We start from the raw sequence: 21159 nt of genomic DNA on the forward strand, positions 1-21159 counted from the left end.
CGCCTACCCCTACAGTGCGCACATCGGCTACCTCTTCACGGACCGGCCGATGGCGGAGCGGATCGGCTCGGCGATCTGGTGCGGCTTCACGGCGATCGAGCATCCGGCGCCGTACTCCGTGCCGGCCGCGGAAATGGCCGGCTGGTTGCGGTCGGCCGGTGCTCGGTATGTGCAGCTGGGCCTCTACTCGGGCGATGCGTCGAAGGGTGAGAAGGGGCTCGGCATCTTCCCGGACCGGCGTGCCGAGTTCCGCGAGAGCGTCACTCAGGCGCTGGACTACGCGGAGGCCGTCGGGGCATCGATGGTGCATGCGATGGCCGGTGTCCTGCCGCGCGCGCAGCGGGCTCAGCAGCACTGGGACTGCTATGTCGAGAACCTTGCCTTCGCCGCCCGGGAGGCCGCACCGCGGGGCATCAAGATCATCGTCGAGGCGATGAGCGAAACCGCGGTGCCGGAGTACTTCTTCGACGCCCCGGATCAAGCGGCCCGCGCCATCGGAGAGGCCGGCGAAGAGAACATCGGCCTTTTGCTGGACGTCTTCCACACGGTCAGCGCCGGCTTGGCCGTGGAGCAGGAGATCGCCAAACACGCCGCGCTGCTGGCGCACGTGCACATCGCGGACGTTCCCGGACGCCACGAGCCGGGGTCGGGGACGGTGGATTTCGACCAGGTGAAGCTCGCTCTGCGAAAGGCGAACTACGACGGCTTTCTGGGGTGCGAATACAGTCCGATCGAGTCGACCGAAGCGGGGCTCGGATGGCTGCGCCCCTGACCATGTCCGTGCCCAGCAAAGCCCCTCTTGTCACCGACCGGACGGATCGACCATGACCGATACCGAGAGCAACGGACGCGCCGAGAGCACTGTCCACCCGGAGACCCCCGCCGGCACGGCCAACATCGGCGTGGTGGGCATGGCGGTGATGGGGTCGAACCTGGCCCGCAACCTCGCCGGCCGCGAGGGCAACACCGTCGCGGTCTACAACCGCTCTTCCGGCCGGACCCGTGCCCTGGTCCGGGAACACCCCGAGGCCTGCTTCCTGGCGTCGGAGTCCGTCGACGACTTCGTCGCGTCCTTGGCCCGGCCCCGCACCGCGATCATCATGGTGCAGGCCGGCCGCGGCACCGACGCGGTGATCGAGCAGCTCGCCGAACGCTTCGAGCCGGGCGACATCATCGTGGACGGCGGCAACGCGAACTTCCACGACACCATCCGGCGCGAGCGCGACCTCCGCGAGCAGGGCCTGAACTTCGTCGGCGCCGGGATCTCGGGTGGTGAAGAGGGCGCTCTGCGCGGGCCGTCGATCATGCCCGGCGGATCCGCCGAGGCCTGGGAGACGCTGGGCCCCATCCTGAAGTCGATCGCCGCCGTGGCCGAGGGCGAACCCTGTGTGACGCACGTCGGCACCGACGGCGCCGGCCACTTTGTGAAGATGGTGCACAACGGCATCGAGTACGCCGACATGCAGCTCATCGCCGAGTCCTACGACCTGCTTCGCCGCGTGGGCGGGCACGGTGTCGACGAGCTGGTGCAGATCTTCGAGCGGTGGAACGAGGGCGACCTGGAGTCGTATCTGATCGAGATCACCGGCGAGGTGCTCAAGCAGCGCGACGCCGGCACGGGCAAGCCGCTCGTCGACGTCATCCGTGACGAGGCCGGCTCCAAGGGCACCGGTGTGTGGACCGTGCAGAACGCGGTCGGGCTCGGCATCCCCGTCTCCGGCATCGGTGAGGCGGTGTTCGCCCGCGCGGTGTCTTCGAACGCGACCCAGCGCGCCGCCGTGCACCGGTCGGTGCAGAGCCGGCCGGAAATCGCGCAGGTGCCGGACACGTTCGCCGACGACGTCCGTGCGGCGCTGTACGCATCGAAGGTCGTCGCGTACGCGCAGGGATTCGACCTCGTCATCGCCGGAGCGAGGGAGTACGGCTGGGACATCGACCTCGGCAATTTGGCCAAGATCTGGCGTGGCGGCTGCATCATCCGCGCCCAGTTCCTCAACCGCGTCGCCGAGGCGTACGCGGAGAACCCGGAACTGGAGTCGTTGTTGGTCGACCCGTACTTCGCGAACGCCGTCGCCGAGGGCGAAGCGGCCTGGCGTCGCATCGTCGGCATCGCGGCGGCGTCGGGCATTCCCGCGCCGGGCTTCTCGTCGGCGCTGTCGTACTACGACGCCCTCGCCTCCACCCGCCTGCCTGCCGCGCTCATCCAGGGACAGCGCGACTTCTTCGGCGCGCACACCTACCAGCGCATCGACAAGGACGGCACCTTCCACACCCTCTGGTCCGACGACGCCCGCCGCGAGGTTGAACAGGAGCCTTCCACGCGCTAGCGGGCCCCCGCGAGGTAGCGGCCGGCTACCGCGCGGTTGTAGCGGGTCAGCAGGTCGGCGAAGGCTTCCTGGTCCTCGGCGGTCCAGTCGCCCATCAGGTCGGCCATCGAACCGCGTCGGCGGGCCCGGGTCTGGTGCATCCGTTCCCGGCCCGTTTCGGTCGGGGTGATGATGCTGCGCCGGCGATCGTCCGGGGCCGGGCCGCGCTCGACCAGGCCCTTGCCCAGCAGCGCCGAGACCTGGCGGCCCGCGGTGGACGGGTCGAGCCGGAGCGAGCCGGCCAGCGTGCCGATGTCGGCCGGGCCCAGGCCGTCCAGGATGCGCAGGATCAGGTACTCCGACTGGTCCAGCTCCGCGTAGACCCCGCCGCGCCGGCGCAGCAGCTCGAAATTGCGCACGAGGACCGCGGTGGCCAGCTCGAGCACGTCCAGCGAATCACCCGTACCGGACAGCCGGTCGGCCAGTTCACCTGCGTGGAAGGTCCGCTCCATGATCCGGTCCTCCGGGATACCTGTAGGACTCCGCCAATTATCGGTATCGTACCGGTGTTCACTCCATCGAGTGGGAAGGCGGGTGTGGTGCTGCCCAGGGGTAGGGAGATCCGGGACCGGGTCCTCGCATCGGATCCAGGGCTGAGCCGGCTGCGGTCGGCGGTGTCGGTGACGGTTTCGCTGGGCAGCGTGCTGGGGGTGGAGTACCTGCTGGCCCGGCTGACCGGGGCGGCCCCGACCGGGGTGCTGACCGGGATGATGGTCGGCGCCATCGTGGCGATGATGGGCTCGATGGCCCTGGTCCAGGGCGGGGCATGGGCGAAGGCGAAGACCGCGGTGTTCTTCCCGGTCGCGTTCGGCGCCGGGATGGTGCCCGGCGCCGCGGTGAGCGCGCGTCCGTCGCTGATGCTCGCCGGGTTCGTGGTGGTGATGTTCCTCGCCGTCTTCGTGCGGCGGTTCGGCCCGGCGTTCTTCTTCTACGGCTTCATGGCCTGGATCGGCTACTTCTTCGCCTCCTTCCTGCACGCGACGATGGCGACGCTGCCCTCGATGCTGCTGGCGATCGTGGTGGCCACGGCGTGGGTGCTGCTGCTGTCGGTGACCCTGCTGCGCACGAACGCCACCCGCACCCTCGGACAGGTGGTGCACGCGTTCGACGCCCGGGGCCGGGCACTGACCCGGGCCTGCGCGGACCTGCTGGCCAACCGCGATCCTCGTCACGAGGCCCGCCTCCGCAAGCGGGTGCAGGCGAGGCAGGCGCGCATCGCGGAGGCGGCGCTGATGGTCGAGGCCTGGTCCGCGCAGCCCGGCGCGCTGCCGGAAGGTCTCTCCGCGGCACGGCTGCGGCGCACCATGGTCGAGGCGCACCACCTTCTCGACCAGCTGGCGACCGCGGCGTACGCGCTGCTCAGCAGTGGTTCCGGGCTGAGCGTGCTGGCCGCGGAGGTGGCCGACCGGCTGGCCCGCGGCGACGACCGGGGTGCGGCCGAGGTCGCCTACCGGTTCGCCGGGCTGGCCGAACGGGCCGGCGGCACCACCGGCGGCTGGTGGCCGGCGCGGCATTTCGCGACCGCCGCGCTCGACCTCGTGCCGGTGCTGGCCCGCGCGCCGAAGCCGGGTCCCGCGGGCGCCGAACCGGTCGACGACTTCGAACCGGCGGTGGGCCTCGCGTTCGGGAACCTGCCGGGGTCGGCGGCCGCTGCGGGTGACGTACCCGCCCGGCACACGCGGTGGAACCCGTTGTCCCGCCTGGACTTCACCACTCGTCAGGCGGTGCAGGGGGCGCTCGCGGGAGCGCTGGCGATCCTGGTCGGCAAGGAGCTGTCCGACACGCGCTACTACTGGGCGGTGCTCGCCGCGTTCATCATGTTCACCGGTACCGCGACCCGCACCGAGACGTTCATCAAGGGCTTCAACCGGGTACTGGGCACGCTGCTGGGCCTGCTCGCCTCGATCGGCATGGCCGAGCTCACGGCGGGCAGCACGGCGGCAGTGCTCGCCACCATCTGCGCTTGCATGTTCTTCGGTTTCTACCTGATCCGGATCTCGTACGCGTGCATGATCTTCTTTCTCACGATCATGCTCGGCCAGCTCTACAGTGCGCTGAACGAGTTCTCCGCGGGCCTGCTCGTGCTACGGCTGGAAGAGACCGCGGCCGGTGCCGCGGTGGGACTGCTGGTGGCGCTGGTCGTCACGCCACTGTCCACTCGCGACACTGTGCGCCAGGCCCGGGACAACCTGCTCGGCGCGCTCGGTGAGCTGCTCTCGGCCGCAGCCACGCGGCTGGGCCGGGCTCCGGGCGAGTCCGACTTCGACGCGTTGGCCCGCACCCTGGACCACCGGCTGTACCAGCTCGCGCTGGTCGCCCGGCCGCTCACCCGCCCGGTGCTCGGCGGCACGACCTCGCCGCGGCTGCGGCACCGGCTCTCCCTCTACGCCGCGCTCGCCACCCACGGCCGCGCGCTCGCGGTGGCGATGCGCAGCCCCGCCGGTACCTGCGCCCGGCATCCGGACGGGCCGGTGGCCGCGTGCACGGCGCTCGCCACCGCGGTCGAGGAGCTTTCCGAGGGGGAACCGGGCGCGGCCCGTCCGGCGGCGGCGGACCCGTTGGCGCGGGCGGATGTGGCGCTGTTCGCCTACACCCCGGCCGCGGCGGGGGACCGGGCGACGGACCCGGTGCTGCGCGCGCTCACCCACGTCTACCACGTGCTGCGTGATCTGACCGCGACCGGGCCGCCCGAGCTGCGGCGGGCGCCCAGTCTGCCCGCGCCGACCGTCCCGCGGCTGTACCGGCAGGTCCGCGCCGGGCTGCCGGTGACCCCGGACCGGTGACCCCGGACCGCGCGGCGTGCGGCTCTTCACGGACCCGGCTCGGATCGGCGCGGTCCGGCGAGGGCGGGTAGTGTCCCAGCATCCGGGAGAGGTTAGGCCATGATGGTGAATCACCTTCATGTTCTTTAGAGTTCGGTAGTCACGTCCTGTTGAACCCCAAGGGAACCGTTGTCCGACATCCTGTCGCCGGGCGGCGCCCCGGTTCCGGCGGCCGCTCCGGCCGCGTCACGGAACCTGTGGCGCGCGCTGCGGCACGACCGCTGGGCCCAGGCCAGCGCCGTCGTCATCGTGCTGGTGATCCTGACCGCGCTCACCGCGCCGTTGCTGGCGCTGCTCGAGGGGCAGGATCCCTACACCTACCACACGGATCTGCTGAACCCGGCGGACGGCACGGGGGCCGGTGCGCTCGGCGGGATCAGCGGCAGTCACTGGTTCGGGGTCGAACCGCTCACCGGCCGTGACCTGTTCGCGGTCGTCGCGTACGGGGCGCGCACGTCGTTCCTGATCGGGGTCGCCGCGACGGTGGTGTCGGTGCTGCTGGGCGTGCTGCTCGGTGCCAGCGCGGGCTACGTCGGCGGCTGGTGGGACACCGTGGTGAGTCGCGTGACCGACGTGCTCCTCGGTTTTCCGCAGCTGATCTTCATGATCGCGCTCGGCGCGGTGGCTCCCTCGTCGATCCCGCGGCCGCTGCTGCTGATCGCGGTGATCGGCCTGTTCGGCTGGCCACGGGTGGCGCGGGTGATCCGGGCGCAGACACTGAGCTTGCGCGGCCGCGACTTCGTGCGTGCCGCGCGGGCACTCGGCGCGGGCGGCACGCACGTGTTCCGCCGGGAGCTCCTGCCGAACCTCTGGGCGCCGATCATCGTGCTGGCCACGGTGAGCATCCCGGCCAACATCGGGCTGGAGGCCGCCCTGTCGTTCCTGGGAGTCGGCATCCCGCCGCCCACGCCCAGCTGGGGCCGGTCCATCAGCGACGCGATCAACTGGGTGCAGACCGATCCGATGTTCCTGATCTTCCCCGGCGCCGCGTTGTTCATCGCGACGCTCGCGTTCAACATGCTCGGTGACGGCCTGCGCGACGCGCTCGACCCGAGGACGGCGGTGCGCCGGTGAACCGCACAGTCCGCTTCGTCGGTGTCCGGCTCGCCGGGATGCTCGCCGTGCTGCTCGTGGTCAGCTTCGCCACGTTCGCCGTGTTCTACCTGCTGCCCACGGACCCGGCGATGATGTCCTGCGGCAAGCCGTGCACGCCGGAGAACCTGGCGCTGGCACGGCAGTTCATGGGTTTCGACAAGCCGTGGGGACAGCAGTACCTGGATTTCCTCGGCGGGATCTTCTCCGGGCGCACGTTCGGCACCGGTGCGACCGCGGTCGTGTGCTCGGCGCCGTGCTTCGGCTATTCCTTCCAGCAGAGCGAATCCGTGCTGACGCTGATCGGCGACCGGCTGCCGGTCACCGTGTCGCTGGCGATCGGCGCCTCGGTGATCTGGCTGATCGCCGGGGTCGCGACCGGGGTGTTCTCCGCCCTGCGCCGCGGCCGGTTCACCGACCGGGCGGCGATGACGATCACGCTGGCCGGGGTGTCGGCTCCCGCCTACCTGGTCGGGCTGCTGGGCATCCTGCTGTTCGGCTTCACCCTGGACATGGTCCCGGTCAACGGGTACGTGCAGTTCGCGCAGAGCCCCGTCGACTGGGCCTGGCACCTCGTGCTGCCGTGGCTGGTGCTGGCCTTCATCAACGCCGCCGTGTACGCCCGGCTCTCCCGCGGCCAGATGCTGGAGATCATGGGTGAGGACTTCATCCGCACCGCGCGCGCGTTCGGGCTGCCCGAGCGGCGGGTGATCGGCAAGTACGCACTGCGCAACGTGCTGCTTCCGGTGGTCACCGTGTTCGCGGTGGACCTCGGCGCGCTGCTGGGCGGGGCGGTGATCACCGAGCGGGTGTTCGCGCTGCCCGGGCTCGGCGGGCTGCTGGTGGACGCGGTGCACCAGGTGGACCTGCCGGTGCTGATGGGCGTGAGCCTGTTCGCCGCGTTCTTCGTCGTCCTCGCGAACTTCGTGGTGGACGTGCTCTACGGGGTGCTCGACCCCCGTGCCCGGCTGACCTAGGAAAGGGAACGGAACAACGATGGATCGCAGGGACTTCCTGAAGGCGCTGGGGCTGACCGCCACCGTGTCCGGGGCGGGGGCGCTGCTCGCCGCGTGCAACGCGAACGAGCAGTCCGGCGCGGGCGGGGCGGTCGCCGTTTCCCGCGGCGGCACGCTGTACGTGCTCTACGACGTCACGTCGATCCGGCTCGATCCGGCGAAGAGCCAGAACCTGGCGATCACCACGATCAGCCTCCTGCACCGCCGGCTGACCGCGTGGAAGACCTCCGCGGACGGTCCGGCCACGGTGGTGCCGGACCTGGCCACCGACACCGGCCGGGCGAGCGCGGACGGCAAGACGTGGACGTTCACGCTCAAGGACGGCCTCAAGATGGCCGACGGCACGCCGATCACCAGCGCGGAGATCAAGTACGGCATCGAGCGCTCGTTCGATCCCGCGTTCTCCGGGGGCCTCGGCTACCACAAGACGTTGCTGGAGGGGGCGTCCGGCTACCAGGGCCCGTTCAAGAGCGGGGACCTGGCCTCGATCGAGACGCCGGACCCGAAGACCATCGTGTTCCACCTGGCCCGCCCGTACGGCGACTGGCCGTGGATCGCCAGCATGCCCGCCTTCGCGCCGGTGCCGAAGGGCAAGGGCACCGACGCGAACTACGATGCGAGCCCGGTCGCCTCCGGCCCGTACGTGGTGGCCGAGAACACCAAGGGCGTGCGGCTCCGGCTCACGCGCAACCCGAACTGGAACGCGCAGAGCGATCCGGCCCGCTCCGGCCTTCCGGACGCGGTGGTGATCCAGCTGGGCCAGGACACCGGCGTGATGTCGCAGCGGCTACTGGCCAGCCAGGGCAACGACGCCTACGCGTTCGGCGCGAACTTCGTCAACCCGGCGCAGCTGGCGCAGATCCGGTCGAACCCGGCGGCGAAGAACCAGCTCGTCACCTCGAAGTCGGGGGCGCTGGCCTACCTGGCGCTGAACACGAAACGCGGTCCGCTGGCGAATCCGAAGGTGCGCCAGGCGTTCCAGTACGCGGTGGACAAGACCGCCTACCAGATCGCCACCGCGGGCAGTGCCGATCTCGCCGGGCCGATCGCGACCACGCTGATCACCGAGGGCATCGCGGGCCGCGAGAAGTTCGACCTGTACCCGGCCCCGCCCGGCGGGGACGTGGCCAAGGCCAAGCAGCTGCTCACCGAGGCGGGCTTCCCGAACGGACTGGACAATCTGGACTTCCCGGTGTCCACTTCGAACAACGACGCGGACAAGGCGCAGGCCCTGCAGGCAGCACTGCAGCGCGCCGGGATCCGGACCAAACTCCGTCCGCTCGACGACGACGCTTGGACGGCCGTGGTCACCGGCAACGACGGTGCCTACGACCTGACGCTCGGCTCGTGGCAGCCGGACTTCCCGAGCGCCAACGCCAATATCCAGCCGTTGTTCGGTACGTCCGAGATCGGCAATGGTGGCTACAACCTGTCGCGGTACTCGGTGCCGGAGGTCGATGCGCTGATCGAACAGGCGCAGGGCACCGTGGACCAGCAGGCGGCCGGGAAGCTGTGGGCCAAGGCGGACAAGCGGATCCTGCAGGATTCGCCGGTGATCCCGCTGATCTACACGCGCAACTCGTTCCTGCACGGGGCGAAGGTGGGCGACTTCGTGATCGGCGAGTTCCCGGCATACCCGAACTACCTGCAGATGGGCCTGGCGAAGTAGTCCCGTGTCCGAGCAGCTGCTGTCCCTGCGCGACGTCTCCATCCGCTTCGGCGACGTCGAAGCCGTGCGCGAAGCCGGGTTCGACGTCGCGCCGGGCGAGGTCGTCGCGCTGGTCGGGGAGTCGGGTTCCGGCAAGTCGGTGACCGCGTTGTCGCTGCTGGGCCTGCTCCCGGACACCGCGACGGTGACCGGTTCGGCGGTACTGGCCGGCCGAGATCTCTACACTGTGGACGGTACCGAGCGGCGGGCGGTGCGCGGCGGCGAGATCGGCGTGGTGTTCCAGGAGCCGATGAGCGCGCTGAATCCGGTGTTCCGCATCGGCACCCAGCTCGTGGACGCCGTCCGCGCGCACCGGAAGGTGTCCAGGGCCCACGCCCGGGAACGGGTGCGGGAGCTGCTGGAGATCGTCGAGCTGGACGCGCGGCGGGTGCTGCGGTCGTATCCGCACGAGCTGTCCGGTGGCCAGCTGCAACGGGTGATGATCGCCGCGGCGCTGGTGCACGAGCCGGCGCTGCTGGTCGCGGACGAGCCGACCACCGCGCTGGACGTGACCGTGCAGGCGGGCATTCTGGCTTTGCTGCGGTCCCTGCGGGACCGGCTCGGTACCTCGATCCTGCTCGTCACGCACGACATGGGCGTGGTCGCGGACGTCGCGGACCGGGTCGTGGTGCTGCGTGAGGGCCGGGTCGTCGAGCAGAACACCGTCGCCGGGTTGTTCGCCGCACCGCAGGCGGACTACACCCGGGAGTTGCTGGATTCCGTGCTGTCACTGGGTTCCGGCGCGGCCTCGCCGCGTCGGCCGGAGGCCGAGCCGCTCGTCACGGTGACCGATCTGGAGGTGACCTACCGGGTGGGCGGCGGGGCGCCGCCGGTGCGCGCGGTGGACGGGGTGTCGCTGAGCATCGGCGCGGACGAGGTGCTCGGGCTGGTCGGGGAATCCGGGTCCGGCAAGAGCACCATCTCCTCGGTCCTGACCGGGCTGGTCGCGCCGTCGGCCGGCGAGGTCCGGATCGGCGGGGTGGACCTGCGGGCGGCGAACGCGCGGGCCCGGCGGGAAATCCGTCGGCAGGTCGGGATCGTGTTCCAGAACCCGGCGTCCGCGCTCAACCCGCGGGCGACGATCGGCGCGAGCATCGCCGAACCCCTGGTGGTGCACGAGGCACGCGGCGAGCACCGGGAACGGGTGGCGGAACTGCTGTCCGCGGTGCGGCTCGACCCGGCCTGGTCCGGCCGGTACCCGCACGAGCTGTCCGGCGGCCAGCGCCAGCGAGTCGGCATCGCGCGGGCACTGGCGCTGCGGCCGCGGCTGCTGATCGCGGACGAGCCGACGAGCGCGCTCGACGTGTCCGTGCAGGCCTCGGTGCTGGAGCTGCTGTCGCAACTGCAGCGGGAGCTGGCCTTCGCCTGCCTGTTCATCAGCCACGATCTTGCCGTGGTGGAACGGGTCGCGGACCGCGTCGCAGTGCTGCACCGCGGGCGCGTGGTGGAGGAGGGGCCGGTGTCGGAGGTACTGGGCTCGCCGCGAGAGGACTACACCCGGCGCCTGGTGGCGGCCGCTCCCGTGGCCGACCCCGAGCAACAGCGGGAAAGGCGGGAGGCCTGGCGCACGCTGTCGGGCTGAGGCGACGAGGTCCGCACCGGGCAGGAGGCGGGGTTCGGGCCGGCGAGCAGCTGCGCGTATCCGGCGAGAAGATCGCCGTCCGGATCGGGCGCGCCGGAGCGGAAAGCCTCCCGTTCGGCGGAACCGCCGTACCGCAACCATTTCTCGATGCCTGGGTGCGCGCAGCTTCTCCAGATCGGTGATCCGCATCCGTCGAGTTGACCGGCGCCCGCCGGTGAGCCGGATCACCGGCGCCGGGACGTGTGGCTGCGCCGAGTGGCGGAAAGCCGTCCTCCTACGAGGCCGGAACGGCTTCGTCACCACGGAGGAAAAGGAGAACTTCCGATGCAGAAGAACGTGCGCCGTGTCGTTGCCGCCAGCGCGCTCGCCCTGCCGCTGACGCTGGGGGCCGCGGGGATCGCCTCCGCCGAGAGCTACCACGACACCTCCACGTCCGCGAGCTCGGAGGGCGTCACGACCAGCTCGACCAGCGCCGACTCGGGAACCGGATCCGACGGCGCGTCCTTCGACCAGAACGACAGCACCGCCGGCCCGGACGGCGCGGGTAGCGACCGGACCCACGCCACCACCGGAGGCAACGGCAACGGTGGCGGGTACGAGCAGGGCAGCGAGTGGGCTGGTCCGGAGGGCGCCACGTCCGACCACACCAGCGCCACCATCGGCGACAACGGCAGCAGCGACAGCCAGGACACCGGCTCGCAGCACGGCGTGCTGTCCGGCGCGCTCGGCGTCCCGGGTCTCTGATCGGCTGAACGACCGCCGGCCGCTCCGCAGGGCGGGTTTACAAGATCGGTGGCCGGTCTCTAGGCTCTGGCCGCCGGTCGTGCCGCGCGGGCCCCCGGCGGGCGGAGGTCGGGATGGCGGGCACGGAACCGGGTGGCGCCGGCGATCTGGAGTCGGTCGCGAAGCTGGTGCGGATGTCCGAGACGGCACCGATGCCCCGGATCGACGCGGCGGAACCCACCCGCGTGCAGCGCCGACAGCAGGCGGCCGATGGCACGCCTGCGCTGTCCGGCGCGTTCGGCGGTGCCCTGGACGACGCGAGTGGTTCCGCGGCAGGGCAACTGGCCGCGGCCGGTGGCCCGGTCACGGAGGAACTGGCGAGCCTCGACGATCTGCTCGACGGCTCCGCACCGGGAGACACCGCCCGGGGAGGTACCGCACCGCCGCCGGACTGGCGTCCGGCGCGGTACCTGATCGTCGCCGGCGCCGCGGTGGTCGTGCTCGGTGGGCTCGGCACGTGGGCGTTGTGGCCGGCTCCCTCGGGCGGCACCGCCGGGCAGCCGGTCGGACCACCGCCAGCGGCACCGTCCTCGTCCACGTCGGCCGCACCGTCGGCCGTCACGACTCTCACCGGCGGTCCGACCACGACACCGGCCCCGGCGACCGACGAGGTGCGGGACACCACGGTCCGCGCCACCAGCAAGGAAGACGCGCCGCGGCAGACCCGGCGCAGGCCCGCGACCTCCGCACCCCGGGACCCGGCCGGGGAGTTCGGCTCGGCCGTCAGCTCGTATCTGCAGCAGTGGAGCGAGCGCGGGTACCCGCCGCATCGTTGGCAGCGCTGACCGGAAGCTGTTCACCGCACCCGGTCCCACAGCGAGGCCCACTGCCGGGCAGTCAGCTCTCGCGGTAAGGCCGCCGGGCGCACGCCCTCGTCGGCGAGCCACCGCCGGGTGGCGCGGGTGCCGAGGTAGCCGGTGCGGGGAAGGATCCCGGCCAGCCCCTGGCCACGTCCGGTGAACACCCGTCGGACGAACTCCTGATACGCGTCGCGTTCGGCGACCAGAGGTTCGGTGCGCCGGGTGATGACGAGGATCCCGCCGTCGACTGCCGGGCGCGGCCGAAAGGCGTGCGCCGGAACGCGGGCGGGCACGGTGAAGCCGTACCAGGGCCACCAGGCCGCGGTCAGCTGGGAGGCGCCGCCGATGCCGGCGCGGCGGCGCGCGACTTCCCATTGCACGAGCAGCACCGCCAGTTCCCAGTGCGGATGTCGCAGCAGCCTGCGCAGCGCGGCGGTGGTGAGGTGGAAGGGCAGATTGCCGACGACGGTGTGCCGGAAGCCGGGCAGCCGGTGCCGCAACAGGTCGTCCTGCACGACCCGGACGTTGTCCGGAGTACGGCGGGCCAGGTGCCGCGCCCGCCGCGGATCGAGCTCGACAGCGGTGATCGGCCGGCCGGACCGGCTCAGTGGCACGGTGAGCGCGCCGTCACCGGCGCCGAGTTCCAGCAGGGGACCGGTGGTGCGGGCGGCGGCCGCGCAGAGGGTGGCGATGGTGGCCGGGTCGGTGAGGAAGTTCTGACCGAGCTCGTGCCGGCCCCCGTAGGGGTGAGCAGACATGGGTGTGAGCACTCCGCGGAAGAAGGCGAACCGGGCGGCGGGCGCCCGGCGGGGACGGCGTGGAGTGCGGCGGAGCGGGAAGTCCTGGATTCCGCCGCTAGAAGCGACGGATCCGGAAGATGGCGAAGACACCCATGCCGGCGACCGTAGCCCTCCGGCGCGGTCCGGGGCATCCGGTTTTCCGCCCGGGCCGCGGGTCAACCGATCAGTGGATGGCGGGATCCACCACGTACCGCCGCGGGACCGGCCGGGCAGTCGATCCGGCGGGGCGGCTCGCGGCGGCAGTCTTGCGGTATGGCAATCATCGAGGTGGACGGCCTCGTCAAACGCTACGGCGAGCACCCCGCGGTCGACGGGGTGAGTTTCGCCGTCGAACAGGGCGAAATCTTCGGCATCCTGGGTCCCAACGGCGCGGGCAAGACCACGACCGTCGAATGTGTGGAGGGACTGCGCGTCCCGGATGGCGGCGTCATCCGGGTGTGCGGTCTGGATCCGCAGCGGGACGAAAGCGAGCTGCGGCAGCTGCTCGGCGCGCAGCTGCAGGAAAGTGAGCTGCCCGAGAAACTCCGCGTCGGCGAGGCGCTCGAACTGCACAGTTCGTTCTTCCGCGACCCGGCCGACTGGCGCGAGCTGGCCGGGCTGCTCGGTCTGGACGACAAGCTCGGCACCCAGTTCCGCCGGCTGTCCGGCGGGCAGAAGCAACGGCTGTCGATCGCGCTCGCGTTGATCGGACGGCCGAAGGTGGCGGTGCTCGACGAGCTGACCACCGGGCTCGACCCGCAGGCCCGCCGGGACGTGTGGGACCTGATCGAGGACATCCGCGCCCGTGGTGTCACGATCCTGCTCGTCACCCACTTCATGGAGGAGGCCGAGCGGCTCTGCGACCGGCTCGCGGTGATCGACTCCGGGCGGGTCGCCGCCCTCGACACCCCGGCCGGTCTGGTCGCGAAGGTGGACGACCGGCAGCGCATGCGGTTCCGGCCGTCGGTTCCGCTGCCGGACGCCGTGCTCACCGCGCTGCCCGAGGTCACCTCGGTCGAGCGGGCCGGCAGCCAGCTCGTGGTGACCGGCACCGGGAACCTGCTGCTGGCGGTGACCACTGTGCTCGCCCGCCACCAGGTGACCGCCGCCGACCTGCGTATCGAGCAGACCACGCTGGACGACGCCTTCGTCGCGCTGACCGGCCGACCCGTCGACGTCTGAGGAGACCGCTGTGCCTGCTGTACCCGCTGCATCCGCTGTGCCGGCCCTGTTCCGGCTCACCGTCACCGAAACGAAGCTGTTCTTCCGCGAGCCGGTGATCGTGTTCTTCGCGCTCGCTTTCCCGCCGATCCTGCTCGTGGTGCTCGGCCTCGTCCCGTCCATGCGGCAACCGGATCCCGCGCTCGGCGGCGGGACGGCGATCGCCCTCTACGTGCCGATCGTGATCGCGTTGGGGCTGGCCATGTTCGCGTTGAACGGGCTGTCCCAGCTGTTCGCCACCTACCGGGAGAAGGGGGTGCTGCGCCGGATGCGCACCACCCCGGTCAGGCCTCGGATCATGCTCGGCGCCCAGGTGCTGATGGCGACCGTGCTGTCGGTCGTCACGATGGTGGTGAGCCTGCTCATCGGACGGTTCGCCTTCGACGTGCCGCTGCCCCGGCAGGCGGGCGCGTACGTGCTCGGCTACCTGCTGGTGGCGCTGTCCCTGTTCGCCATCGGCCTGCTGGTCGCCTCGGTCGCGCCGAGCGGCAAGGCCGCCGGTGCGATCGGCACGCTGACGTTCTTCCCGTTGATGTTCTTCGCCGGTCTCTGGGTGCCGCGCGCCGGCATGAACTCGGTGCTGCGCACGATCAGCGACTTCACTCCGCTCGGCGCCGGCGTACAAGCGTTGCAGGACGCCACGTCCGGGCACTGGCCGCAGCCGCTGCACCTGGCCGTGCTGCTGGGCTGGACGATCCTGGCCGGCAGACTGGCGGCGCGCTACTTCCGCTGGGAGTGAGCGGGCTGCTTCGGGAGTGCTGACTCCGGTGAGAACCGGGGTTGCCGCTCACGAGGTGGTCAGCGGGTGCGGGTCGCGCGGAGGAACTCGCGGTTGAGGGTGGCGATGCTGGTCAGCGGGATGCCCTTCGGGCAGGAGGCGACGCATTCCCCGGTGTTGGTGCAGCCGCCGAAGCCTTCCGCGTCCATGGTGTCCACCATGTCCAGTACTCGCTGGCCGCGTTCCGGCTGTCCCTGCGGCAGGGAGTTGAGGTGGCTCACCTTGGCGGAGGTGAACAGCATCGCCGATCCGTTGGGGCAGGCCGCGACGCAGGCACCGCAGCCGATGCACGTGGCGTTGTCGAAGGCGAGGTCCGCGTCCGGCTTCGGCACCGGCGTCGCGTGTGCTTCCGGGGCGCTGCCGGTCGGGGCCGTGACGTAGCCGCCTGCCTGGATGATCCGGTCGAACGCGGACCGGTCGACCACCAGGTCCTTCACGACCGGGAATCCGCCTGCCCGCCACGGTTCCACGTCGAGCACGTCACCGTCGCGAAAGGACCGAAGGTGCAGCTGGCAGGTGGTGGTGCGCTCCGGACCGTGCGCGCGGCCGTTGATCACGACGCCACACGCGCCGCAGATGCCTTCGCGGCAGTCGTGGTCGAAGGCGATCGGTTCGTCGCCGGTTTCGATCAGCCGCTCGTTGAGTACGTCGAGCAGTTCGAGGAACGACATGTCCGGGCTGGCGTCCTCGACCGGGTATTCGACGAGCCGGCCGCCGTCTTCCGGTCCGCGTTGCCGCCAGACGCGCAGGGTGAGTTTCACGTGTAGCTCCGCTGGGTGGGGTGGACGTGGTCGAAGTTCAGGATTTCGTGGTGCAGCACCGGACGGGTGCCGTGCTCCCATGCCGCCACGTACGCGAAACGCTCGTCGTCGCGCAGCGCCTCGCCGTCGTCGGTCTGGTGTTCTTCCCGGAAATGGCCGCCGCAGGACTCTTCCCGCACCAGCGCGTCCAGCAGCAGAAGCTCCGCCAGCTCCAGGAAATCCGCGACGCGGGCGGCCTTTTCCAGTTCCTGGTTCAGTTCGGCGCCGGCGCCGGGCACCCGCACGTCACGCCAGAACTCGGCGCGCAGCCCGGGTACCCGCTCGAGTGCCTTGCGCAGGCCCTCGGCGGTACGGGACATGCCACAGTGGTCCCACAGCAGGTGCCCGAGCTCCCGGTGGAACGAGTCGACACTGCGAGTGCCCTCGATCGAGAGCAGGCGTTCCAGCCGCGCCCGGACCTCGCTCTCCACGGTCCGCACGGCCGGATCAGCCGGGTCGAGCGCGGTGAACCCGCCGCGGGCGATGTAGTCGTTCAGCGTCGTGGGCAGGACGAAGTAGCCGTCCGCGAGGCCCTGCATGAGCGCGGACGCGCCGAGCCGGTTCGCGCCGTGGTCGGAGAAGTTCGCCTCGCCGATCACGAACAGCCCGGGCACGGTGCTCTGCAGGTCGTAATCCACCCACAGTCCGCCCATCGTGTAGTGGATGGCCGGGTAGATGCGCATCGGCACCTCGTACGGGTCCTCCGCGGTGATCCGCTCGTACATCTCGAAGAGGTTGCCGTACTTGGCTTCCACCGCCGGACGGCCCATCCGGGCGAGGGCGTCGGCGAAGTCGAGGTACACGCCCAGCCCGCCGGGACCGACGCCGTAACCCGCGTCGCACACGTTCTTCGCGGCCCGGGAAGCGATGTCACGGGGGACCAGGTTGCCGAAACTGGGGTACTGGCGTTCGAGGTAGTAGTCCCGTTCGGACTCCGGGATCTCCGCGGGCGGGCGTTCGTCACCCGGCCGCCGCGGCACCCAGATCCGGCCGTCGTTGCGCAGCGACTCGCTCATCAGCGTCAGCTTCGACTGGTGTTCGCCGGAGCGCGGGATGCAGGTCGGGTGGATCTGGGTGAAGCACGGGTTGGCGAAGTACGCGCCGCGTTTGTGCGCCCGCCAGATCGCCGAGGCGTTGGAGCCCTTGGCGTTGGTGGAAAGGGAGAAGACGTTGCCGTAGCCGCCGGTGGCGAGCACCACCGCGTCCGCAAGATGCGTGCTCACCTCGCCGGTGACCAGGTCGCGGGCCACGATCCCGCGGGCCCGTCCGTCGGCGACCACCAGGTCGAGCATTTCGGTACGCGGGTGGATCTCCACGCCGCCGGCGTCGATCTGCCGCGAAAGTGCCTGGTACGCGCCGAGCAGCAGCTGTTGGCCGGTCTGGCCACGGGCGTAGAAGGTGCGCTGGACCTGTACGCCGCCGAACGACCGCGTGTCGAGCAGCCCGCCGTACTCCCGGGCGAAGGGCACGCCCTGCGCCACGGCCTGGTCGATGATCTGCGCGGACACCTCCGCCAGCCGGTACACATTGGACTCGCGGGAGCGGAAGTCACCGCCCTTCACCGTGTCGTAGAAGAGCCGGTAGACCGAGTCGCCGTCGTTGCGGTAGTTCTTCGCGGCGTTGATCCCGCCCTGTGCGGCCACCGAATGCGCCCGGCGCGGGGAGTCCTGGAAGCAGAACTGGACCACGTGGTAGCCCTGTTCGGCGAGCGTGGCACCGGCCGAGGCACCGGCCAGCCCGGTGCCCACCACGATGATTCGGTGCCGGCGACGGTTGGCAGGGTTGACGAGTTTCGCCTGGAAACGGCGGGTGTTCCAGCGCTGCGCGATCGGACCTTCCGGCGCCGCGTGGTCGGCGATCGGTTCCCCCGTGGTGTAGCCGCCCGGGTGATCGGCGTCGTGGTCGGTGTCGTGGTCGGGCATTTCAGGCCACCCATCCCGCCATCACGGCGATCGGAACGATCATGAATCCTCCGGTGATCACCACGGCGAGCACGGTGCCGGTGGCCCGCAGCGCGCGGTCGCGGGTGGCGCTGGTGATCCCGAGGGTCTGCGCCGCGCTCCAGAAGCCGTGGTTGATGTGCAGCCCGAGCATCAGCAGTGCGACGAGGTAGATGAGGTTCACCCACCACACCTGGAAATCGGCAACGACGTTGTGGTACGGGTGCCCGGCGCGGAAGTCCTGGTTCGCCACGCCCACGGTGAGGTCCAGGATGTGCCAGAGCACGTAGACCGCGAGGGTCGCGCCACCCCAGCGCATGGTGTGGGTGGCGAAGCTCGCCCGGGGGCGCTGGCCGTGCGCGTACTTGACCGGACGGGCCCTGCGGTCCCGTGTGGACAGCTGGACGGCCGCGGTCACGTGCAGGACCAACGCCAGCAGCAGCACCGAACGCTGCACCCACAGGTACCACGAGCTGTGCAGCACCGGCTCGCCGATCGTGCGCAGCCAGCCCGAGTAGTCGTCGAACTCCTCGGGGCCGAAGAAGATCTTGAGGTTCCCGGCCATGTGCGCCAGCAGGAACAGGACGAGCAGCAGTCCGGTCACCGCCATCACTTGCTTCTTGCCGATGGTGGTGCTCCAGAACGCGAGGAGGGCGGGCCGCCGGCGCGCCGTGGTGAGTCCAGGTGCCACGCTTTCGAAGGTAGAGCGGCACCGACGAGAGGGCAAAAACATGATTCCTCTCGTTACCAGAGGCAACCACTATGAACCGGGTTAAGCTGGGGGTATGCAGTTCCAGCAGCTGGCCTACTTCGCCGCGGTGGCCGAGACCCGGCACTTCACCCGGGCGGCCGAGCGCGTGCGGGTGGCGCAACCGTCGCTGTCGCAGCAGATTCGCGCGCTGGAGCGCGATGTCGGTGCGGTGTTGTTCCACCGGATCCGGGGCAACGTCACGCTCACCGAGGCAGGGGAGACGCTGCTGCCGATCGCGCGCCGGATCCTGGCCGAGACCGAAGCCGCGTACCGGTCCATCCGCGAGCTGGACGAACTGGGCCGCGGCCGGGTCCGCCTCGGCGCGACACCGAGCCTGTGCACCGGTCTGGTGCCCGCGATGCTGGCCGCGTTCCGGCGGGAGTACCCGGGCATCGAGCTGGTGCTGCACGAGAGTGGTTCGCGGGATCTGCAGACCGAGCTGTCCGAGGGCGCACTGGACCTGGCGATGATCGTCGACAGCCGGGTGCAGGACGACGCGCGCTTGGAAAGCCGCCCGCTGTTCGTGGAGGAGCTGGTGGCGATCTCCCCGAAGAGTGCGCCGGCGCCGGTCCGCGGCCGGATGCCGATCCGGGCGTTGCGCGAGCGTCCGCTGGTCATGTTCCGCCGCGGTTACGATCTTCGCGAAGCGACGGTGAACGCCTGCCGCGCCGAGGGTTTCGACCCGCTGTTCGCCATCGAGGGCGGCGAAATGGACGCGGTGCTGGAACTGGTCCAGGCCGGCCTCGGGCTGGCGGTGGTGCCGAGCACGGTGGTGGGGAACCGTTTCCGTCGCACGCAGTTCACCGAACCGGGCCTGAGCCGGATCGTGCGCCTGGCCTACCGGCGGGACGTGGAACAGCCGCGGGCGGTCCGCGCGCTGCAGGAGGCGATCCTGCGCTTCCTCGGCGACGGGACGGCGAAGCTGCCCCCGGGTACGCGTTCGCTGGTCGGTGTCCAGGCCTGAGGAAATTCCGTCTCTTGCCTGACTCGCGAGCACGACCTACTGTACAGGTATGAACAGGACTGGTCAGGTTCATTTCGGCAAACGGGATCGGCTGGTGGCGGATCTCGTGCAGCAGATCCATTCCGGAGCGCTCGGCACCGGACAGCAGCTCCCGGGGGAGCACGAGCTGGCCGAGCGGTACCGCGTCAGCCGCGGCACGGTGCGCAGCGCGCTGTCGGAACTCCAGCGGCGGGAGCTGATCGCCACGCAGGGCGGCGTCGGCTCGTTCGTCACCTTCGACGGGGTGCGCCTTGACCAGTCGCTCGGCTGGGCCACTGCCTTCGCCGGCTCCGGGTTCGCGGTCAGCACGGAACTTCTCGGGATCGAGCCGGGGACCGACCAGGAGCTGAACGAGCGGTTCGGCGCGCTCTACGCGGTACGCCGGCGCCGGCGGGATCCCGAACGGCCGGTGTCCTACGAGGTCGCCCACGTCCCCGCCGCGGGCGCGCTCGCCGACCTTCCCGGACAGGGACTGCGGAACGGTTCGCTCACCGCGACTCTCGCCGCGGCCGGTCTGCGCGCCGAAAGCGGCGAGCAGTGGATCGGTACGGAAGCGTTGACCGCCGAGACCGCGACTGTGCTCGAACGCACCGAAGGCGAGCTGTTCCTGCACGCGACGCGCACGAGCACGGACGCCGGGGGCAACCTCGTCGAGCACGTGGTCAGCCTGCTGGATCCGGTGCACTTCCGGTTCCACCTGACCTTCGGTGCGCGATGAGCACGCGCGACCGCGCGCTCGGCGCGTTCACCGGCCTCGCCCTCGGCGACGCGTTCGGCATGCCGACCCAGTCGATGTCACGGGAGCAGATCGCCGCGCACTACGGCACGGTCCGCGGGCTGCGGGACGCGGTCGACGCCCAGCCGATCTCCCCGGGCCTGCCGGCGGGGTCGGTCACCGACGACACCGAGCAGGCGGTCCTCGTCGCCCGGCTGCTGCTCGACGGCGGCGGCCGCATCGAGCCGGCCGTCTTCGCGAAAGCGTTGCTGGAGTGGGAAAACGGAATGGTCCGCCGGGGGCTGGCCGACCTGCTCGGGCCCTCCACGAAACGGGCCGTGGAGCTGCTCGGCTCGGGGGTGCCGCCGGAGGAAGCCGGGCGCGGCGGCACCACGAACGGCGCGGCGATGCGTATCACCCCGGTCGCGATCGCCACGCCGCCGGACCTCGGCCGGCTGGTGGACGCGGTCGTCGCGGCGAGTTCGCTCACGCACAACACGAACCTCGGCATCGCCGGGGCCGCCGCGGTGGCGGCGGCAGTGTCCGCCGGGATCGACGGCGCCGGCCTGCCCGAGGCGCTGGACCACGCGCAGCGGGCGGCGGCCGCCGGTGCCGCCCGCGGCCACTGGAGTGCCGGAGGCGATATCGCGGCACGGATCAGGTGGGCCCGGGGGTGGGTGCGGGGAATGGGCACTGCCGAGCTCGCCGACGCGGTGGCCCAGGTGATCGGCACGTCGGTCGCGGCGCAGGAATCGGTCGTCGCGGCGTTCGCGCTCGCGGAGGCGCTGGGGGACCGGCCGGTGGAAGCACTCGCGCTGGCCGCCAACCTCGGGGGAGACACCGACACCGTCGCCGCGATGTGCGGCGCGATCCTCGGGGCCCATCACGGGCTTTCCGGACTGCCGGCCGAGCTCGCCGGTCAGGTGCTGACGGTGAACAGCCTGGACTTCGCGCCGCTGGTCGAGGGATTGCTCGGCCTTCGCGGCCAGTGATGAGGAGACTC

At 71.0% G+C, this 21159-nt stretch carries 19 protein-coding genes; 14 read left to right on the plus strand and 5 right to left on the minus strand.

Annotated elements, in window-relative coordinates:
- Positions 1–49: 49 nt before the first annotated feature.
- Together BJY18_RS04380 and gnd are read left to right on the plus strand one after the other, a co-directional pair.
- Complete coding sequence (locus tag BJY18_RS04380; protein WP_184777861.1) at positions 50–772, plus strand: hydroxypyruvate isomerase family protein; 723 nt, start codon at positions 50–52, stop codon at positions 770–772.
- A 52-nt stretch (positions 773–824) separates the two neighbouring features.
- Positions 825–2327, plus strand: coding sequence for an NADP-dependent phosphogluconate dehydrogenase (gnd, locus tag BJY18_RS04385; RefSeq protein WP_184777863.1), 1503 nt, complete (start codon positions 825–827; stop codon positions 2325–2327).
- Here gnd and BJY18_RS04390 read toward each other — a convergent pair.
- The gene (locus tag BJY18_RS04390; RefSeq protein WP_184777865.1) at positions 2324–2818 is read right to left on the minus strand and encodes a MarR family winged helix-turn-helix transcriptional regulator; all 495 of its coding nucleotides are present in this window, start codon (positions 2816–2818) and stop codon (positions 2324–2326) included. The two genes, gnd and BJY18_RS04390, sit on opposite strands and share 4 nt — an antisense overlap.
- Positions 2819–2902: 84 nt before the next feature.
- Here BJY18_RS04390 and BJY18_RS04395 point away from each other — a divergent pair, with 84 nt between their 5' ends.
- The 7 genes from BJY18_RS04395 (at position 2903) to BJY18_RS04425 (ending at position 12154) form a co-directional block, all read left to right on the plus strand.
- Positions 2903–5149 carry an FUSC family protein gene (locus tag BJY18_RS04395; protein ID WP_184777867.1) on the plus strand — a complete coding sequence of 749 codons (2247 nt, stop codon included), beginning with the start codon at positions 2903–2905 and terminating at the stop codon, positions 5147–5149.
- A 168-nt stretch (positions 5150–5317) separates the two neighbouring features.
- Entirely contained in the window at positions 5318–6262 is a 945-nt protein-coding gene (locus BJY18_RS04400; RefSeq protein WP_184777869.1) for an ABC transporter permease, read from the plus strand.
- On the plus strand, positions 6259–7257 hold the full coding sequence (locus BJY18_RS04405; protein ID WP_184777871.1) for an ABC transporter permease: 999 nt from the start codon (positions 6259–6261) through the stop codon (positions 7255–7257). The genes BJY18_RS04400 and BJY18_RS04405 overlap by 4 nt, the downstream gene beginning before the upstream one ends.
- A 19-nt stretch (positions 7258–7276) precedes the next feature.
- A complete protein-coding gene (locus BJY18_RS04410; protein ID WP_184777873.1) occupies positions 7277–8965 on the plus strand; it encodes an ABC transporter substrate-binding protein in 1689 nt (562 codons plus the stop codon).
- 4 nt (positions 8966–8969) lie between these two features.
- Complete coding sequence (locus tag BJY18_RS04415; RefSeq protein ID WP_184777875.1) at positions 8970–10586, plus strand: dipeptide ABC transporter ATP-binding protein; 1617 nt, start codon at positions 8970–8972, stop codon at positions 10584–10586.
- Positions 10587–10910: 324 nt separating this feature from the next.
- Positions 10911–11330, plus strand: coding sequence for a hypothetical protein (locus BJY18_RS04420; RefSeq protein ID WP_184777877.1), 420 nt, complete (start codon positions 10911–10913; stop codon positions 11328–11330).
- 113 nt (positions 11331–11443) lie between these two features.
- Complete coding sequence (locus BJY18_RS04425; protein ID WP_184777879.1) at positions 11444–12154, plus strand: hypothetical protein; 711 nt, start codon at positions 11444–11446, stop codon at positions 12152–12154.
- 11 nt (positions 12155–12165) lie between these two features.
- On the opposite strand, the gene erm is transcribed toward BJY18_RS04425, so the two are convergent.
- A complete protein-coding gene (gene erm, locus BJY18_RS04430) occupies positions 12166–12927 on the minus strand; it encodes a 23S ribosomal RNA methyltransferase Erm (RefSeq protein WP_184777881.1) in 762 nt (253 codons plus the stop codon).
- A 294-nt stretch (positions 12928–13221) separates the two neighbouring features.
- Between erm and BJY18_RS04435 the strand changes: the two genes are divergently transcribed.
- The gene (locus BJY18_RS04435; protein ID WP_184777883.1) at positions 13222–14130 is read left to right on the plus strand and encodes an ABC transporter ATP-binding protein; all 909 of its coding nucleotides are present in this window, start codon (positions 13222–13224) and stop codon (positions 14128–14130) included.
- A gap of 10 nt (positions 14131–14140) precedes the next feature.
- Positions 14141–14908: an ABC transporter permease gene (locus BJY18_RS04440; RefSeq protein ID WP_312873735.1), complete on the plus strand. Its 768-nt coding sequence runs from the start codon at positions 14141–14143 to the stop codon at positions 14906–14908.
- Positions 14909–14967: 59 nt separating this feature from the next.
- On the opposite strand, the gene BJY18_RS04445 is transcribed toward BJY18_RS04440, so the two are convergent.
- The 3 genes from BJY18_RS04445 to BJY18_RS04455 are packed head-to-tail and all read right to left on the minus strand — an operon-like array spanning position 14968 to position 18378.
- Positions 14968–15708, minus strand: a complete 741-nt coding sequence (locus BJY18_RS04445; RefSeq protein ID WP_184777885.1) for a succinate dehydrogenase/fumarate reductase iron-sulfur subunit — start codon at positions 15706–15708, stop codon at positions 14968–14970.
- Positions 15705–17669, minus strand: coding sequence for a fumarate reductase/succinate dehydrogenase flavoprotein subunit (locus BJY18_RS04450; protein ID WP_184777887.1), 1965 nt, complete (start codon positions 17667–17669; stop codon positions 15705–15707). Before BJY18_RS04450 ends, BJY18_RS04445 begins: the two co-directional genes overlap by 4 nt.
- Position 17670: 1 nt before the next feature.
- On the minus strand, positions 17671–18378 hold the full coding sequence (locus BJY18_RS04455) for a succinate dehydrogenase cytochrome b subunit (RefSeq protein WP_312873736.1): 708 nt from the start codon (positions 18376–18378) through the stop codon (positions 17671–17673).
- A 94-nt stretch (positions 18379–18472) separates the two neighbouring features.
- Here BJY18_RS04455 and BJY18_RS04460 point away from each other — a divergent pair, with 94 nt between their 5' ends.
- The 3 genes from BJY18_RS04460 to BJY18_RS04470 are packed head-to-tail and all read left to right on the plus strand — an operon-like array spanning position 18473 to position 21148.
- A complete protein-coding gene (locus BJY18_RS04460; RefSeq protein WP_184777891.1) occupies positions 18473–19402 on the plus strand; it encodes a LysR family transcriptional regulator in 930 nt (309 codons plus the stop codon).
- Between the two features lie 49 nt (positions 19403–19451).
- Positions 19452–20159, plus strand: coding sequence for a GntR family transcriptional regulator (locus BJY18_RS04465; protein ID WP_184777893.1), 708 nt, complete (start codon positions 19452–19454; stop codon positions 20157–20159).
- Positions 20156–21148 carry an ADP-ribosylglycohydrolase family protein gene (locus BJY18_RS04470; RefSeq protein ID WP_184777895.1) on the plus strand — a complete coding sequence of 331 codons (993 nt, stop codon included), beginning with the start codon at positions 20156–20158 and terminating at the stop codon, positions 21146–21148. Before BJY18_RS04465 ends, BJY18_RS04470 begins: the two co-directional genes overlap by 4 nt.
- Positions 21149–21159: the final 11 nt, after the last annotated feature.

Origin of the sequence: Amycolatopsis jiangsuensis (assembly GCF_014204865.1) — a bacterium.
GTDB classification, from domain to species: Bacteria; Actinomycetota; Actinomycetes; order Mycobacteriales; family Pseudonocardiaceae; genus Amycolatopsis; species Amycolatopsis jiangsuensis.